Origin of the sequence: Flavivirga algicola (genome assembly GCF_012910715.1) — a bacterium.
GTDB classification, from domain to species: Bacteria; Bacteroidota; Bacteroidia; order Flavobacteriales; family Flavobacteriaceae; genus Flavivirga; species Flavivirga algicola.
The window spans coordinates 400,788-417,535 of record NZ_JABBHF010000003.1 but is presented as its reverse complement, the minus strand read 5'-3'; the positions used below and the strand labels follow the sequence as shown (position 1 = coordinate 417,535).

General features: G+C 32.2%; 16 protein-coding genes. 8 read left to right on the top strand and 8 right to left on the bottom strand.

The genetic code is table 11. The annotated features are described in order from the left end of the window. The first annotated feature begins 133 nt into the window (after nt 1–133). Both HHX25_RS07225 and HHX25_RS07220 read left to right on the top strand, forming a co-directional pair. Complete coding sequence (locus HHX25_RS07225) at nt 134–1,006, top strand: DUF547 domain-containing protein (protein ID WP_169671639.1); 873 nt, start codon at nt 134–136, stop codon at nt 1,004–1,006. Next, a complete protein-coding gene (locus HHX25_RS07220; RefSeq protein WP_169671637.1) occupies nt 999–1,691 on the top strand; it encodes a TIGR04283 family arsenosugar biosynthesis glycosyltransferase in 693 nt (230 codons plus the stop codon). The genes HHX25_RS07225 and HHX25_RS07220 overlap by 8 nt, the downstream gene beginning before the upstream one ends. A gap of 3 nt (nt 1,692–1,694) precedes the next feature. Here HHX25_RS07220 and HHX25_RS07215 read toward each other — a convergent pair whose 3' ends face one another. From HHX25_RS07215 to HHX25_RS07185, 7 genes are all read right to left on the bottom strand, one after another. Beyond that, the gene (locus HHX25_RS07215; protein WP_169671635.1) at nt 1,695–2,426 is read right to left on the bottom strand and encodes a metallophosphoesterase family protein; all 732 of its coding nucleotides are present in this window, start codon (nt 2,424–2,426) and stop codon (nt 1,695–1,697) included. A 199-nt stretch (nt 2,427–2,625) separates the two neighbouring features. Beyond that, nucleotides 2,626–3,882 carry a BamA/TamA family outer membrane protein gene (locus tag HHX25_RS07210; RefSeq protein ID WP_169671632.1) on the bottom strand — a complete coding sequence of 419 codons (1,257 nt, stop codon included), beginning with the start codon at nt 3,880–3,882 and terminating at the stop codon, nt 2,626–2,628. A 42-nt stretch (nt 3,883–3,924) separates the two neighbouring features. Continuing rightward, entirely contained in the window at nt 3,925–5,196 is a 1,272-nt protein-coding gene (locus HHX25_RS07205) for a POTRA domain-containing protein (RefSeq protein WP_169671631.1), read from the bottom strand. After that, nucleotides 5,193–5,918, bottom strand: coding sequence for a hypothetical protein (locus tag HHX25_RS07200; protein ID WP_169671629.1), 726 nt, complete (start codon nt 5,916–5,918; stop codon nt 5,193–5,195). Before HHX25_RS07200 ends, HHX25_RS07205 begins: the two co-directional genes overlap by 4 nt. Beyond that, nucleotides 5,915–6,919, bottom strand: a complete 1,005-nt coding sequence (locus tag HHX25_RS07195; RefSeq protein WP_169671627.1) for a glycoside hydrolase family 113 — start codon at nt 6,917–6,919, stop codon at nt 5,915–5,917. Before HHX25_RS07195 ends, HHX25_RS07200 begins: the two co-directional genes overlap by 4 nt. 37 nt (nt 6,920–6,956) lie before the next feature. Continuing rightward, complete coding sequence (locus tag HHX25_RS07190) at nt 6,957–7,832, bottom strand: hypothetical protein (RefSeq protein WP_169671625.1); 876 nt, start codon at nt 7,830–7,832, stop codon at nt 6,957–6,959. Nucleotides 7,833–7,868: 36 nt separating this feature from the next. Beyond that, nucleotides 7,869–8,582, bottom strand: a complete 714-nt coding sequence (locus HHX25_RS07185; RefSeq protein WP_169671623.1) for a DUF547 domain-containing protein — start codon at nt 8,580–8,582, stop codon at nt 7,869–7,871. A 286-nt stretch (nt 8,583–8,868) separates the two neighbouring features. On the opposite strand from HHX25_RS07185, the gene HHX25_RS07180 reads away from it, so the two are divergent. The 6 genes from HHX25_RS07180 (at nt 8,869) to HHX25_RS07155 (ending at nt 16,548) form a co-directional block, all read left to right on the top strand. Continuing rightward, nucleotides 8,869–10,167, top strand: coding sequence for an NAD(P)/FAD-dependent oxidoreductase (locus HHX25_RS07180; RefSeq protein WP_169671621.1), 1,299 nt, complete (start codon nt 8,869–8,871; stop codon nt 10,165–10,167). Between the two features lie 9 nt (nt 10,168–10,176). Beyond that, a complete protein-coding gene (locus tag HHX25_RS07175) occupies nt 10,177–11,766 on the top strand; it encodes a 4Fe-4S binding protein (RefSeq protein ID WP_169671619.1) in 1,590 nt (529 codons plus the stop codon). Between the two features lie 504 nt (nt 11,767–12,270). Then, nucleotides 12,271–12,726, top strand: coding sequence for a toxin-antitoxin system YwqK family antitoxin (locus tag HHX25_RS07170; protein ID WP_169671617.1), 456 nt, complete (start codon nt 12,271–12,273; stop codon nt 12,724–12,726). Then, the gene (locus HHX25_RS07165; protein ID WP_169671616.1) at nt 12,723–13,415 is read left to right on the top strand and encodes a glycosyltransferase family 2 protein; all 693 of its coding nucleotides are present in this window, start codon (nt 12,723–12,725) and stop codon (nt 13,413–13,415) included. Before HHX25_RS07170 ends, HHX25_RS07165 begins: the two co-directional genes overlap by 4 nt. Beyond that, complete coding sequence (locus HHX25_RS07160; RefSeq protein WP_169671614.1) at nt 13,412–14,902, top strand: cellulose synthase family protein; 1,491 nt, start codon at nt 13,412–13,414, stop codon at nt 14,900–14,902. Before HHX25_RS07165 ends, HHX25_RS07160 begins: the two co-directional genes overlap by 4 nt. A gap of 164 nt (nt 14,903–15,066) precedes the next feature. After that, nucleotides 15,067–16,548 carry a mannosyltransferase gene (locus HHX25_RS07155; RefSeq protein ID WP_169671612.1) on the top strand — a complete coding sequence of 494 codons (1,482 nt, stop codon included), beginning with the start codon at nt 15,067–15,069 and terminating at the stop codon, nt 16,546–16,548. Here HHX25_RS07155 and HHX25_RS07150 read toward each other — a convergent pair. After that, on the bottom strand, nt 16,518–16,742 hold the full coding sequence (locus HHX25_RS07150; protein ID WP_169671611.1) for a hypothetical protein: 225 nt from the start codon (nt 16,740–16,742) through the stop codon (nt 16,518–16,520). The two genes, HHX25_RS07155 and HHX25_RS07150, sit on opposite strands and share 31 nt — an antisense overlap. Nucleotides 16,743–16,748 lie beyond the last annotated feature (6 nt).

The following is a 16,748-nucleotide window of genomic DNA, read 5'->3' as shown; positions in this document are numbered from 1 at the left end:
ATAAAAAGGTTACACCAGTCCTTCATTTTTTTTAGAATGTATCTTCGAACGATGTAAGTAATAATGTAAATTACAGACTTAAATTTATCTTGAAGCGTTTATTAGTTATAGATTTATAATTATTCAATTTAAAATGAAGCAACTAACGTATATCATTGTCTTTTTATTTTTTTCCTGCGCAGGTTCTAAAAAAGTTGCTAAAGAAATAACAAAACCTACACCTGTTCCAGCAGCTCAAGTTAAAATTGATACCGTTAGTACGACACCTAGTAAAACTATAAAAGATACTGATGAACAACCTATAGAAACCGCTATAAAAACTGAAAAATTCGATCAAGTTTTAACAAAAAGAATTTTAGACGAGCATGAGTTATGGAACGATCTTTTACAAAAGTATGTTTCAAAAGATGGCAACGTTAATTATAAAGAACTCAAAAAAGAACGAAAGGATTTCTATGGTTATCTTCATGTTTTAAACTTAATGTATCAACATGAAAGTTTTAAAACACGTTCTAAAGAACAAAAACTCGCTTTTTGGATCAACGCCTACAATGCCTTTACTGTAGATTTAATTTTACGTAATTATCCACTAAAAAGCATAAAGGACTTAAAAGATCCGTGGAAACAACGCCATTGGAAATTAGGTGACAAATGGTATAATTTAGATGAAATTGAACACCAAATTTTACGTAAAATGAACGAACCTAGAATTCATTTTGCCATTAATTGTGCTTCATTTTCTTGTCCTAAATTACAAAACAAAGCGTTTACAGCTAGCAATTTAGAAACACAACTCACCAATGCTACAAAAGAATTTTTAAATGACCCCACTAAGAATAACTTATCTAAAAACTCAATTAAAATCTCAAAACTGTTTCAATGGTTTGCTAAAGATTTTAAACAAAACGGTTCATTAATCGATTTTCTTAATCAATATTCAGAAACTAAGATTTCTAATAAAGCAAAAAAGAAGTTTAAAGACTATAATTGGAATTTAAATGAGTAAGATGTCAATAATAATTCCCATGCTAAACGAAGCAGACCACATTGGACATCTGCTCACTCATCTTTTAGAAAACTCATCAAAAGAAAATATAGCTGAAATAATTATTGCCGATGGAGGAAGTACAGACAAATCACTAGACATCGTTTCCAAACATAAGTCTGTAAAGCTCCTAAATTCATCAAAAGGTCGTGCCAAACAAATGAATCTTGGGGCTAAAAATGCCACTGGCAGTATCCTTTATTTTTTGCATGCCGATTCATTCCCCCCAAAAGATTTCGATACGCTTATTATAAACGAGGTTAAAAAAGGTAATGAAGCTGGATGTTTTAGAATGAAATTTAATAGTAATCATTTGTGGCTTAAACTTGCTGGGCAACTCACACGCTTACCCTGGAAAATTTGTCGGGGCGGGGACCAAAGTCAATTTATAACAGCAACCCTTTTTAATAATATTGGTGGTTTTAATGAAAATTTCACTATTTATGAGGACAACGACCTCATCGCAAAATTGTACGATCGTAAACAATTTGTTGTGATTCAAAAATGGCTGACTACCTCTGCAAGATGTTATTGTGTAAATGGTGTTTGGAGACTACAATACCATTATTGGAGAATTCATTTAAAAAAGTGGATGGGCGCCGATGCTAAAGAGCTAAATCGTTATTACAAAAAGTATATTTATTAATTATCAATCCTTATTTCTCCCTTTTTCATCAGGGTATAAGGCTGGTAGATTATCACTTTGAAAAACATCTTTTGAATTTAAATTCATTGCAGACACCTTACCTTTAAATGCTGCACCTGTATCAATATTCCAAACATTAGCAGCATGCATTGGCATATCTGAATTAAAGTTAGTCGTAGGGGTATGTCCTATATAAATTTCACTATAATGTTTTAAACGTTTGGGGTACAAAATGGAGTCTTCTTTTATATTACCATCCAATGTTAAAGCCATTTCCCAAAGTGTTCTATCAAAATAAAGCGTTTCTTGAAATACTTCTTTTTTAGCACCATGCATGGATGTAAAACCGGCATGAACAAATAAACGGTTTTCATCATCGATATGATATAATGGCATATTTTCAAAAAACTCTAAATGATTCTTTTTTTCATCTAAAGAAAAAGAAGCATAGCTGTCTATAGTCTCTTTTCCACCATGCATATACCAAACAGGGTTAACATCGTTTGATCTTAGCCAGTTCTCGCACCAAACATCATGATTCCCTTTTATAAAAACACAATTTATTTTTTGAGACAACTCTATTAAAAATTGAATAACTTGAGCCGATTCACTCCAACCATCAACATAATCCCCCATAAAAATAAGCGTATCCCCGTCTTTAACTTCAATTTTGTTTAATACTTGAATTAATGCTTTTAAACCACCATGAATGTCTCCTATTGCAAATATTCTCATTAAGTAATTCTTTCTGGCAAAAGTAATTTTTTTTAAAAGCTAAAAAAATTAATCTTTTAAAAATTCTTTTACATTTTATATTGGCTTAACGCTATCTAAACATACACCTATTTTACATCTTGAAGCCTGGAGTTAAAACCACATTATTAAAATTCCATGTAAGCATCAGTTGGATATCAGGACTGGAACTTAATATAGATTAAAAGTATTGTCCAATACCGAACACAAATCCCTTGGTAGCATTTTTAGTAATGCCATAACCATAATCAATTCTAAAAATGGCATTATATACTTTTTTATGAATAAAACGGAGTCCTAAACCTGGATATACTTTTACGTTATCTGCTTTACTAAAATCACCAAAATCACCTCCTGGGTTTCGCCAAGTACCACTATCTACAAAAGCATTTCCTTGTAATATAAACCAGTTTTTTTCATACAAGGTTTGACGATACTCAGTATTAAGCACTATAACCCCAGTACCCCTGTCGATGGTATTCCCAACACCTCTTACATTCAAATTATTATCTACAGAAAAAGGGGCAAAAGGCGTATTATCATTTGTAGACAATCCTATCCTTAATCTATTGGCCCAATTACCTTTTGCACCTACACGCTTAAAATAAAAGAAATCATTCCAACCAATAAAAAAATCTGGTAACATACTATTGGTTGATGTTACATATTGAAAATTAAACTGACTCCTAAACCCTGAAACATATTGATAATAATAATCCAAATTATTATACTCATAAATGCCTTTTATCAACCATTTATGTACATTTAGTTCTGGTCTGTTATTAGTGTTTTCACCTTTAAATTTATAGTCTTCTACGAAATAATTACCTCCTAGTTCTAATCTATTTTTAAAATCAAACTCATACAATCCCAAAACTTCAAACGACTTATTTCTATACTTATAACTGGCAGTTTCTCCTTCAAAAAAAACAGGTTCTTGCGTGGTTAAATCCTGATGATTCACAGCCAGTCCCAATTTATTCGAAAACAAATAAGGGGCTCTAAAATTTACAGCATAGGAACTATAAATATCTTTTTGATAAAAACCACCGAATATGATATTCCTTCCCAGCAGATTAAACTCATGAAGCCCTAATCTGTATGCAAATTCATCATCATCCGTCGTGTAAACATTTAATGAGGGTATTAAAGTAAAGTTCTCTTCAATATTATAAAACACATTGTATTGATTGCCTTCAGAAGAGAATACTTGATAATAAGCGTGAGATACCGAAGGTAATCGTTTTAAACGTAAAATATCTTGAGCTATTACTAAAGAATCTAGCTTACTACCTGGTTTAACCGTAGATATACTTTTTATAAATGAGGCTTTTAAATTTTTATTGCCTTGAATTTTTAGGTCATGAACAATTTTCTCTTGTCCATAAGAACACAACCCTGAAATAAGAAATAATAATATGATTGTTCTTTTAAACATTCAATGAGGTGAAATTATGTGTTAAAAATAAAACATTAAAAATTAAAAATATTGACCTATTCCAAAAACAATTCCATTGGTAGCTTTATCGCCTATTCCATAACCATAATCTAATCTAAAAACAGCGTTAAAGATTCTTTTATGAATAAACCGAATACCTAAACCTGGATAAAATTTAATAGTACTGCCATCAATTAACTCACTCAAATCACCTCCAGGAGTTCTCCAAGTTCCAGTATCAACAAAAGCATTAGCCTGTAATACAAACCAGTTTTTCTCGTATAGTGTCTGTCTATATTCTGTATTAAAAACTATAGCAGCAGTACCTCGATCTATGGTATTACCCGCCCCTCTGATATTTAATTGATTATCTACAGCAAAAGGTGCAAAAGGACTGGTATCATTAGATGCATAGGCTAACCGCAACCTATTCGCCCAATTCCCCCTGTTTCCTATTCTTTTAAAATATTCAAAGTCATTTCTGCCAATAAAAAAATTCCTTAAAAGATCGTTTTCTCCACTGGTACCTGTAACGATTCTATAGGTTAGTATACTTCTAAATCCACTTTGATATTGATAGAAAATATTAATATTATTATATTCATACTCCCCTACAACAGCTACTTTGTTGGCGTGGAGTTGTCTAGGAATTCCGTTTGGCAAGTTGCCTTCTAAAAAATTATAATCTTCTGAACCTATATTTAAACCTAACTCCAAACGATTATGAAAATTTGGCTCATATTGAAGTTTAATTTCAAATGCTTTGTTAGCAAATTTATAATTTACATCATCCCCATTATCAAAAAAAACAGGTTCTTGAGATATTAAGTTTTGATAATTTATGCCGATTCCTAATTTACGGGTAAACAAATTTGGAGCTTCCCAAAAAGCGCCATAGGAATCGAATACATCTCTGGCATAAAAACCACCTATAATTTGATTCCTACCCAAAAAATTAAAATCGAATATCGATGTTCTAAAAGCAAATTCCCCATTATTATCCGTAGATATATTCAACCCAGGAATAATGGCAAAATTCTCCTCTATTATATAGGTTAAATGATATTTTCCGTTAGCTTCAAATTCTAATTTATACTCAACATTAGCTACCGAAGCCAATAGTTTTAGTCGCCTTACGTCTGAGGTTATTTTAGTAGAATCTAAAACCGAACCCTCTTTTACAAAAGCCAATCTTTTAAGAAAGGCTGCTTTCGTTCTTTTATTGCCCTCTATACTTATTTCACCAATACTGTTTTCTTGTGCAAAGGAAAATGTAAAAAAGAATATTAATACTAGTGTTGCTAGCTTTTTCACTGTGCAATAAATTTTTTATTGATTACTAAATTCACCCAATTATCTTCACTTACATCCATTAGGGTAAAATTATAATTAGCATTTAAAGTTAAATCCGGAGGTGTTTGCGTTGTAATATTCAAAACAACATTGTCAATATTGTAATATTGAAAATGATTTTCGAAGGTATAGGTCCCAGATAACAGGTTATTTTGAGCATCAGAAATAACCTGAAAATAAATAGCATTATCTCCAACAACATCATCAATCCATGTAAAATGAGGCATTCCCGATTCGTTTTGATCAATATCTACATCATCCATCCAAATAGTGGGCTTTGAAATTTGTTTGGTTCGAATAGGGTTTGAAATTTTTATTTCTCCTTCTAATTCGAATGTTACTATAACCCATTTCTCGTTATCAAAAGCCTGTGTGAATTTCCCCAAATAGCCATTAAAAAAAGGAGAACTATTTAGTAATGTTCTGGAATAGTTTGAGAAATTACTATGATCAACATTCACATCATTGGTTTGGTAAAATCGTATATCTGTTGCTCCCGTTTCTGGATAGTAAAAAGTTAAAATATCATTATTTACACCATCACTAGCAGCACAAGCTATAACAGCTCCTATTTCGGTTATTCTTCCTTGAGTATAAGCCGATAATGTTGATGCGGTTTCTTCTTCATTTGAACAAGAAACTAAAATCAAAAAACATACAATAATGTATCTTATAGTGTTCATTTTAAATGATACTGTACTCTTATTAAATCTTCCACAGGTTTATTTTGAGGTGTAAATTGTGAATCTTTCTCTCCTCCAGATTTTCTATGATTATGAAACCATTTCCAAATAAACCCACCTGCAAACCAGTCTTCTTTCCAAAATGTTTCAAAAAGCGCCCGAGTTGTATTTGTTTGAGCTTCAAGATTTACTTGTGTCATACTTCTATCACTTTTCCAAGGTTCTTTTCCTGAATAATCTACACTTCTATATCCAAATTCTGTAAACAAAATGGGTTTCTTATTTTTATTATAAACCCCCAATATAGTTTGCATGTGGTTCTTCCAACCTTCCAAACACTCATTAAACGTTGGTGTCTTACTATTACTTACTGGAAAATAGGCATCAACCCCAATATAATCCATATCATTCCAAAAAGGCGTACGTTTAAATTCATCCCAATTAGCAGCATAAGTTAATTTACCTTTGTATAACCTTTTTACTTCAACTATTAACTTTTTCCAATAATCTGGCCTATTTTCAATAAATTTTTCAAGCTCGGTGCCAATACAAAATATATCAACTTTCATTTCTTGGGCTAATTGAGCATATTCTAAAATAAACTTTGAGTATGATGTTTCTAGCACGCCCCAATCTGCTTCATTCTTCATCACTATATAGCCTGTAAATTCTCCATGCCAAACCCATATTTGAGGTTTTAACATTACTTTTATATTCGACTTATAAAGTTCTTCAATATATTGTTTTGCACCTTCTTTGGTTTCTCCAAACCATTGTCTATTCGTATTAAATACTATTTCTGGGTGGTTTAAATTTTTAATAAACCCGAAAGGCATCACAGCTGCATAATTAGCATTTACATTAACAACAGGTTTAACATGACTCTGGTTGACTTCTTGGTTGGCAGCTACAAAACTAACACCGTTAATTTTAGAACGCTGACCAGTACAAGACTGAAAAACTAAAAAGGATAAAACAATTAGAGATCTAATAATATTCATAAAAAACATCTTTAAACCTCTAATTTAAGATTAACCATTAAAACAATGCTCTTAAACCTATGTTAAAAGATTGACCTAAACCTGTATTCTGACCTCTAACAAAATTACTATAGAGAATTTCTAAATTTAAAGCTTGAGTCAATTGATATTTTCCACCAAACCCTAATGCCGTAAAATCTTGATCAAAATCCCCCACTCTTTGTAAATGTTGTACAAATCCTAAAACAGTAGACTTTTGACTTGGAAAATAACTCAAGAACACCCCTGGAGCAAATACGAATGTCTCATTAGCAAAACTTTTATCTTCACCAAAGTTATATTCAGTATTTAATTCTGTAAATAATTGCCAATCTCCGCTTGGGAATGTATAATCATAGAAAAAACGATTTTGAAAAGTGTATGCTGTTTGATCTAAAAACACACCGCTACCATCTGATTCGTCGCTAATAAGCGGTATATGGAATGCTGTTTGAACTGTAAAATTACTAACATTTTTAAGCGGGTTAAATTTTATTACCGGAGCTATAGACGTTAAACCTGAACGTGCTGTACCAGCTTCGCCATCAAAAGAAAACACATCCAATGCACTTCTATCACCAATAACATTAGATCTTATTTCTGCTAGTAATCCAACATTTATTTTACTGTTTTCTGATACCCCTGTAAAGATATCTATACTTGACGTAAAATAAGTTTCTCTTGGAAGGTTTTTAGTAACATCACCACTATTATTTGCTGCTTTAGTTTGTGTGTACAAATTATTAAACCATTTAATATCCCATTGTCCTTTCTTTAATAATTTTGATGGTGTATATGTTTGGATATTACTCTTTGCTTGATCTTCATCGGTTTCTTGTGAAAATCCTGAAAAGGATATCGCTGTGATTGCTAGTAATGCTATTATTTTTTTCATTTGATTTATCTTTTTTTTGATTTGTTATTTATGTTCTTATTGTTTGTTTACGCTCCAGTTATATGGAAAATAACTTAGCTTAAAATTGTCAGGTATTTTTTCTGTTCTGTATGTATTGATAAAATCTATTTCCGTTTTACCATTCATCGTAAAATCACCTTTATACCATTCCATAATCTGAGACGCTTGTACACGTTTCTTTTTAATATTTACTTTTAAAAAGCTACCATTCAATGCTTTCTTTGTTTGAGTATCCATTTGGGTATCTAAGGTACTGGGCAAATATGCTTTATTAATTAAAGGTGGGCATCCCAAAGCACCACAGACTAACACAAAATGAAAACGGGCATCATTAAATTGCGCTCTTAATAGCTTGTGTTCTATATCATTTAAAGTAATTTTCTTGCCTCCTAAATTATAGGTTGTCTTATCAAAAAAACCTGTATGGTCTAAAGGCGATTTTGTTGGATAGTTGTCTATAATACCTTTTATTACTGATAGGTTGTAAGCATTTATCCAGAATGCCTGATAATTATTCGCATCGTTTTTTGATACTGAAATGGTTTCTGCCAATTTTAAAATCTCATTAAGGGGTTCTTGGTTGGCATTAATTTTAGAATACGCTACTTTACCATTGGTAACGTTAGTTTTAAAAAAACTATCTGCCTTTTTAAAAAAAGCACTTAAGTCTTGTGCCGAAAGCGATACGCTTGCAAAAAACATTAATACTATAATACTTATATTCTTCATTTTTATGTGTTTATTTGGTTTTTCAACGTTGCTTCAGTCTGAATGATTTTAACAAACTTTCAAAAAAAATATAAAATTTTTCGCGTCTAAATTTCATTTAAAAACTTACAATTAAAAATAATTTATATTAATTCTAAATATACATCCTCACATTAAGTTCTTATATTTAGTTTCGACATAAACCTCAACAACAATCAAAATTCATAAAATACCCCATCAAATCTGCGCAATTAATCTATGGTATTTTGGTGAATTGTATTTGACAATATAAAAAAGCTAACAAATTATGGAACATATTGTTATTATAGGAAACGGAATATCTGGTGTAACAGCCGCTAGACATATTCGCAAATTATCAGATAAGCAAATTACCATTGTATCTGCAGAAACAGATTATTTCTTTTCACGTACAGCTTTAATGTATGTATACATGGGGCACATGAAATTTGAACATACGCAGCCGTATGAAAATTGGTTTTGGGAAAAGAACAGAATTAATCTAAAAAAAGGATATGTTAAGCATATTGAAACTAAAGGAAAAATGCTTCATTTCTCTGATGGAGGCACACTACAATATGATAAACTCATTATCGCTACAGGTAGTAAGCCTAATAAATTTGGATGGCCTGGTCAGGATTTAGACGGTGTTATGGGAATGTACCACAAACAAGATCTAGAGAATTTAGAGATATATGCCCCTAATAATAAGGTATGTAAACGAGCGGTAATTGTTGGCGGAGGCTTGATAGGCATCGAACTTGCAGAGATGCTTAACAGTCGTAACATACCTGTTACCTTTTTAGTTAGAGAAGATAGCTTTTGGAATGGCGTTTTGCCAGAAGGAGAATCTGCCATGATCAACAGACATATAAAGAACCATCATATTGATTTAAGACTGGGAAGTAATTTAAAAGAGATCATTTCTGATGAAAATGGCAAAGCTAAATCTGTAATCATACAAGAAACTGGTGAGGAAATTGCTTGTGGTGTTGTTGGTCTTACCGCTGGTGTATCTCCTAATATTGACTTTATAAAAAATTCTGATATTGAAACAGGGCGTGGTGTTAAAGTAAATAGATTTTTAGAAACCAATGTTCAAGATATATACGCTATTGGTGATTGTGCCGAACAACATGAAGGCATTAATGGTCGCCGTCCGGTTGAAGCCGTATGGTACACTGGGCGCATGATGGGTGAAACTGTTGCACAAACTATTTGTGGCAATCGTATACAGTACAATCCTGGACACTGGTTTAATTCTGCTAAATTTTTAGATATTGAATATCAAACTTACGGATGGGTATTCGCAAATCCCAGAGAAAATGAAGCTCATTTTCATTGGAAACATACCGATGACACTAAATGTATCACGGTCTGTTATGACACTAGCACAAATACTTTTTTAGGCATCAATACTTTTGGTATTAGAATGCGACACGACATATTTGATAAATGGCTTACGGAGGGAAGAGATGTTAATTATGTTATCGAACATTTAGCTGAAGCTAATTTCGATCCAGAATTCTATAAAGCTTACGAAGCTGATATTTATTCTGCATTTAAAAATGAATTACAAACTGTATAAAAATATATCATGAGCAATAAATTAAATCATAGTATGTCTTTGGCAAAACCAGACGCTGTAGACATTTCGAACAAACAAAAAGTAGCTTTAGCGATTGGTATTTTGGGGCTATTTATATTAGCACTTGCCTTATTTAACACCAATTTCCCTAACAAAGGATTATTCTTGACTTTATCATTAGGCTTTATTGTTATTGGGACAATAATTTATTCGAGGGACGCTTATTTAACCAAATTAGAAGGTATAAAAAATGATGGGGTTTGGTTTAAATCTATATCGTCCCGTGGTATCTGGGGTTGGATTTTGGGTGTTATTTTAACAGCATTTTATATCGTATTATATTTTTATCCTCAATATTTGGGACTAGGGAAAGATGGTGCAGAAAACACAGGTTTGATTTCACTTTTTGACCCTTTAAGCAACCTTTTAAGTGGAAGAAATGCCAGCCAATGGTTTGTCTACGGAACATTATATACGGTTGCCATTTTAGCTTTTGGGTATAAATTCATACTTAAATACAGACATAATAGATATCAGCAATTACGAACGGTTTCTGTCATGTTTTTTCAACTAGGTTTTGCCTTTTTGATTCCAGAATTTATGTATGTTATGAATTCTGACCTGCCTTATTACGATTTAAAAAGCGTGTGGCCTCTTAACTATTATATTTTTGATGAATGGTCGGTAAAAGCATTTCTCTCCAATGGAAATATTGGATTAGGTTTTTTATTATTTGGTATCATTTCCATTTTTGTCATCACTCCCATATTGACCTATAAGTATGGAAAACGTTGGTACTGCTCTTGGGTTTGTGGTTGTGGCGGGTTAGCCGAAACTGCGGGCGATTCTTTTAGACAATTATCTTCTAAAAAAATGTCTGCCTGGAAATTAGAACGTTGGTTAATTCATACAGTACTGGTATTTTCTGTAGTTATGACGGTAGCCATGATATATACTTATTTAGGTTATGACCATAATAACTTTTGGCTTACTAAAGGTCTATTTATAAGTTTGGTTGTTGGGTTCTTAACCCTAATTTTTGTGGGTGTCATGTATTTTAAACGTCGTGAACTTGGTAAAGATGCCAAATATGGAGCTATAGGTTACTTTGTTGTTATAGCTTTATTAGTAATTATGCACTTTACGGGCACCAGCGAAAATGTATTTTTTATAAAAGGGAGTGATTTACGTTCTGCTTATGGTATCTATATAGGTTCTATCTTTTCTGGGGTTATTGGCACAGGGTTTTATCCTATTTTAGGAAGTAGAGCCTGGTGTCGTTTTGGCTGTCCCATGGCTGCCATATTAGGATTCCAGCAACGATTATTCTCTAAATTTAGAATTACAACTAACGGCGGACAATGCATTTCATGCGGTAACTGTTCTAACAGTTGTGAAATGGGAATTGATGTTCGTGCTTATGCCCAAAAAGGAGAAAATATAGTACGTTCTAGTTGCGTAGGTTGCGGTATTTGTAGTGCAGTATGTCCAAGGGGGGTTTTAAAATTAGAAAATGACACTATGGAAGGACGCATCAATCCAACCGAAATATTACTAGGGAATGATGTGGACTTAATGGATTTAGTTAACAAAAAGTAAATAAGTTTTCAGTGTCAATTAAGAGCTTTTTATATTTCGATAAATTATATATCAACTAAATGAAAAATCGAAATTACGCAGTTATGCTAAGCCTGTCGAAGCATATTTTATAGAATGAAATTTTATTATGTTTACATACTACCCTGTTCAGACAAAACCTACTATATGGGCATGATCAATGATTTAGAAAAAAGAATTAATTAACACAAACCTGGTCATTAAAAAGATAGTTATACGCATTCAAGACGACCAATGAAGCTTAAATGGTATTTACAATTTACTAATCCCACAGAAGCCATTAAAATTAAAAAACAAATCAAAGGGTGGTCTCAACGAAAAAAAAGAAGCATTAATTAATGAAAATTGGAAAGATTTAATCGAATTTTCTAAAAAATTATACAGAATATGAGTACTCTGATAACCGAGAATAGTCATCGACAAGCTCGGACTGACAGTCATTTTTTCAATTACCTTACGAGAAAACATACACTTCTTATTTTTTCTATGATTTGCCTTTTCACCTTATCAGCATCAGCCCAAAAGTCCTATAAAAAAACATATTACGACAATGGGAATATTAAATCAGAAGGGTGGATACACAACAATCAGAAAGTAAAATATTGGACGTTTTACTACTCAAATGGGCGTGTTGAAAAAGAAGGTCATTTTCAGCAAGATAAACCTATAAAATATTGGTACTTTTACGTCGAAAACGGCAATAAAAAATCTGAAGGTCATTTTATTAATGGGAAAAAAAATAGTTGGTGGATTTTTTATGATGACATGGAAAAAATCAATCATAAATGCCAATTAAAAGACAATCAAAAAAATGGCTATTGTTTGATGTATAAAAATGAAAAATTGGTTTCAGCAAGAAAATACATAGCTGATAAAAAAATTAAGGAGTGGACAGATTTTAAGTCCTTTAGGAAAGAAAATAAACTATCTGATCTTCAATGACTCATATAAAAGTTATCATACCTGCTTATAACGAAGCAGAATCGATCACCCATGTTATTAATGATATTCCAACTAGTGTTGATGAAGTTATTGTAGTTAGCAATAACTCAACTGATGCTACAGAAGTTAATGCAAGAAAAGCTGGTGCAACTGTTTTAACTGAAACCAATAAAGGTTATGGCTATGCTTGTTTAAAAGGCATGGATTATATCGCACATCAAGAAAAGAAGCCTGACATTGTTGTTTTTTTAGATGGAGATTATAGTGATTACCCCGAAGAATTAACTAAAATTGTAGCTCCCATAATAAATGACAATATCGATTTTGTAATTGGTGCACGTGTTAAGCGACTTAGAGAACAAGGTGCCATGACGATACCGCAAATTTTTGGAAATTGGCTGGCAACTACTTTAATGACATTGTTTTTTCGTGCAAAATTTACAGATTTAGGTCCTTTTAGAGCTATTAAATATGAGAAGCTTTTAGCACTTAACATGGAAGACAAAACGTATGGTTGGACAGTAGAAATGCAATTAAAAGCATTAAAACAAAAATTTACATATACTGAAATACCAGTTAATTATAGAAACAGAATAGGTGTTTCAAAAGTTTCAGGTACGGTAAAAGGTGCTATATTTGCAGGCATAAAAATTTTAGGTTGGATTTTTAAATACAGTATTAAAAAATGATTTCCCATACTATCGTTATCATAATATATACCATTGCACTTTTGCTTATATTTTTATACGCATTGGCGCAATTAAATCTTCTTTTTAATTACATCAGTGCTCAAAAAAAATCTGATGATTGTTCTAAATTTGATCTTTCAAACCCTGATGAAATCCCATACGTAACCATACAACTGCCCGTTTATAACGAAATGTATGTCATGGAACGTCTGTTAGATAATATTGCAGATATAGATTATCCAAAAAATAAATTAGAAATACAGGTTTTAGATGATTCTACAGATGAAACCATAGAAACCACACGTCAACAAATAGAACACTTAAAATCATCTGGATTAGACATTAAGCATATTACCAGAACTGATCGCAGTGGTTTTAAAGCTGGTGCCCTTAAAGAAGGGCTTGAAATCGCCAAAGGTGAATTTATAGCTATTTTTGATTCTGATTTTCTCCCTAAAAAAGATTGGCTAAAACGTACGGTTCCTTATTTTAAGGATGAAAATATTGGTGTCGTACAAACGCGCTGGGGGCATATTAATCGTAATTATTCCATTCTTACCAGAATTCAGGCCTTTGCTCTAGATGCTCATTTTACCTTAGAACAAGTTGGCAGAAATAGTAAAGGGCATTTTATTAATTTTAATGGTACTGCTGGCGTATGGCGCAAAGCATGTATTATTGATGCTGGTAACTGGGAAGGTGACACCCTAACCGAAGATCTCGATTTAAGCTACCGTGCCCAATTAAAAAATTGGAAATTCAAATACCTTGAAGATGTGGAAACCCCTGCCGAACTTCCTGTAGTAATAAGTGCAGCGCGTTCGCAACAATTTCGATGGAACAAGGGAGGTGCCGAAAACTTTAGAAAAATGATGTGGAAGGTACTCAAAAACCAAAACATATCCCCTAAAACAAAAGTACACGGACTATTGCATTTGCTTAACAGCACGATGTTTTTAAACATCTTAATAGTAGCCATACTAAGTATTCCTATGCTATACATAAAAAATGAATATGCACATTTAAAGCCTTATTTTTATGTCATGAGTTTCTTTGTACTTAGTACTATCATATTTTTTGTTTGTTACTGGATCATGTACAAAAACATTTATGGTAGTGGCATAAAAAACTTTATTCGCTACATCGGAATGTTCTTTGTATTTTTCTCCATAGCCATGGGTTTCTCATTACATAACTCCATTGCTGTTTTAGAAGGGCATTTAGGAAAAAAGAGTGAATTTATAAGAACCCCAAAATTTAACATCAACACATTAAAAGACAGTTGGAAAAACAACAAATACATAAAAAAGACAGTCTCTGTACACGTTATTTTTGAAGGACTACTTATGGCCTACTTCGGTTTTGGCATGTACAGTGCTTTTATTGTTGGTGATCAAGGTGGCGACTTCGGACTTTTTCCTTTTCACTTGATGTTATTTTTAGGTTTTGGCTATGTATTTATTAAATCGCTAACTTCTAAAGTATAGTAACACTTAGTTTTTCTATTGGATATTATTAAGTTACTCTATACAACACCCAAATATTTTGGTGCATTTAACGCCTAACTTTGGTGTTAGCTCTTACAATATTTAAAGCTCCCCAAATAAATCTATCTTAAAACCGACCAACAAATAATATTTATATTTGGTATATGCTTATAAACTCTGCCTTTTTTAAAATAAACAGGATACCTTTATTGCTAGTGGTTTCGTGCTTTTTATTTTACACCTCCTTTGCTTATAATTTAACCAGAACGGACTACACAAAGCTTATCATGCTATACGCGGCATTGTTTTTTCTATTTTATAAATTGGTGCAATTATTAAAGCACAACATCTCTTTTTTAACATGGATCGCTTTTGGATTTCGAGCTGTGTTTATATTAGCTATACCTAATTTATCACAAGATTTTTATCGCTTTATATGGGATGGTCGTATGATTTTAGAAGGCTTTAACCCATACCTTTACACTGTAGAATCTTTTATGGGTAAAGGCGAATTCCCTGTTGCCCAAGCTCAGGAATTATATGGGGGCATGGGGAACTTGAATGCGAGTCATTTTACCAATTACCCACCCATAAATCAACTTTGCTTCTTTATAGCTGGCTTATTTGCAGGCAAAAGCATTTTGGGGTCTGCCATCGTAATGCGTTTACTTATCATTGCTGCCGATTTTGGCACCCTTTATTTTGGCAAGAAATTACTGAAAAAATTAAACATTCCTGCACACAATATCTTTTGGTATATTTTAAATCCGTTTATAATTATTGAACTTACTGGAAATCTACACTTTGAAGGTGTTATGATCTTTTTTCTTATTTGGAGCTTATATTTATTATATTCTGGGAAATGGCAATGGGCTGCGGTCGTTTTAGCTTTGTCGATTTCGGTTAAGTTAATTCCATTAATATTTTTGCCTCTGTTTTTTCAGTGGTTTATAAAAGGGTACCTTATTTCGAATGAACCAAACGACAAGAACCCGAATCCTTCTTTAACCATACTTGACGCCAATATTCAAGATTCCAAAAAAGATTCTCCACTATGGTTCAGAATGACAAAATTGATATCATTTTACGCAATTGTTATAACTACAACTCTATTATTATTTGCGCCTTTTTACTCCTCTGAATTTGTAAACAATTATGCCCAAACGGTTGGGTTGTGGTTCCAAAATTTTGAGTTTAATGCCAGTGCTTATTATTTAGCCAGAGAAATAGGTTACTTATTTAGAGGTTATAATGAAATTGCTATTATTGGTAAGGTAACACCAATAATAGTTATTTTGTTTGTTTTAATAATGACCTTTTTCAGAAAAAACAAAACAAATATCGAACTTATAACCGCTATGCTATTGGTTCTATCATTTTACTACTTTACTGCGACTACAGTACATCCCTGGTATATAGCCACCCTTTTAATACTATCCATTTTCACCAAATATAAGTTCCCTGTGGTCTGGAGTTTTGTTATTATACTAAGTTATTTAGCTTATATAAACCTTAATAAAGCAGACAAATCAGAGAACCTCTGGGTTATTGGTATAGAATATATGATTGTTTATGGTGTCTTTTTTTGGGAAATCTTTATCAAAAAAGAAATGCCTCAAACGAGTTTTAAGCGTTCTATTCTATAAAGAGCCTGATCCCTATCATCAAAAACTTCTATAAACGACAACTTAAAAGATTTACCAACATAAGAATTATCATTTTTTAAGTCATAATGATAAAGTGCTTTAGGATGAATCTCTTCAAAATCTAACTGTACGCCATCATCAAATAAAAACGTGTAATAGCCGTCTTCATAATGTTTAAAAATTGCTGTTTCCATTTACAA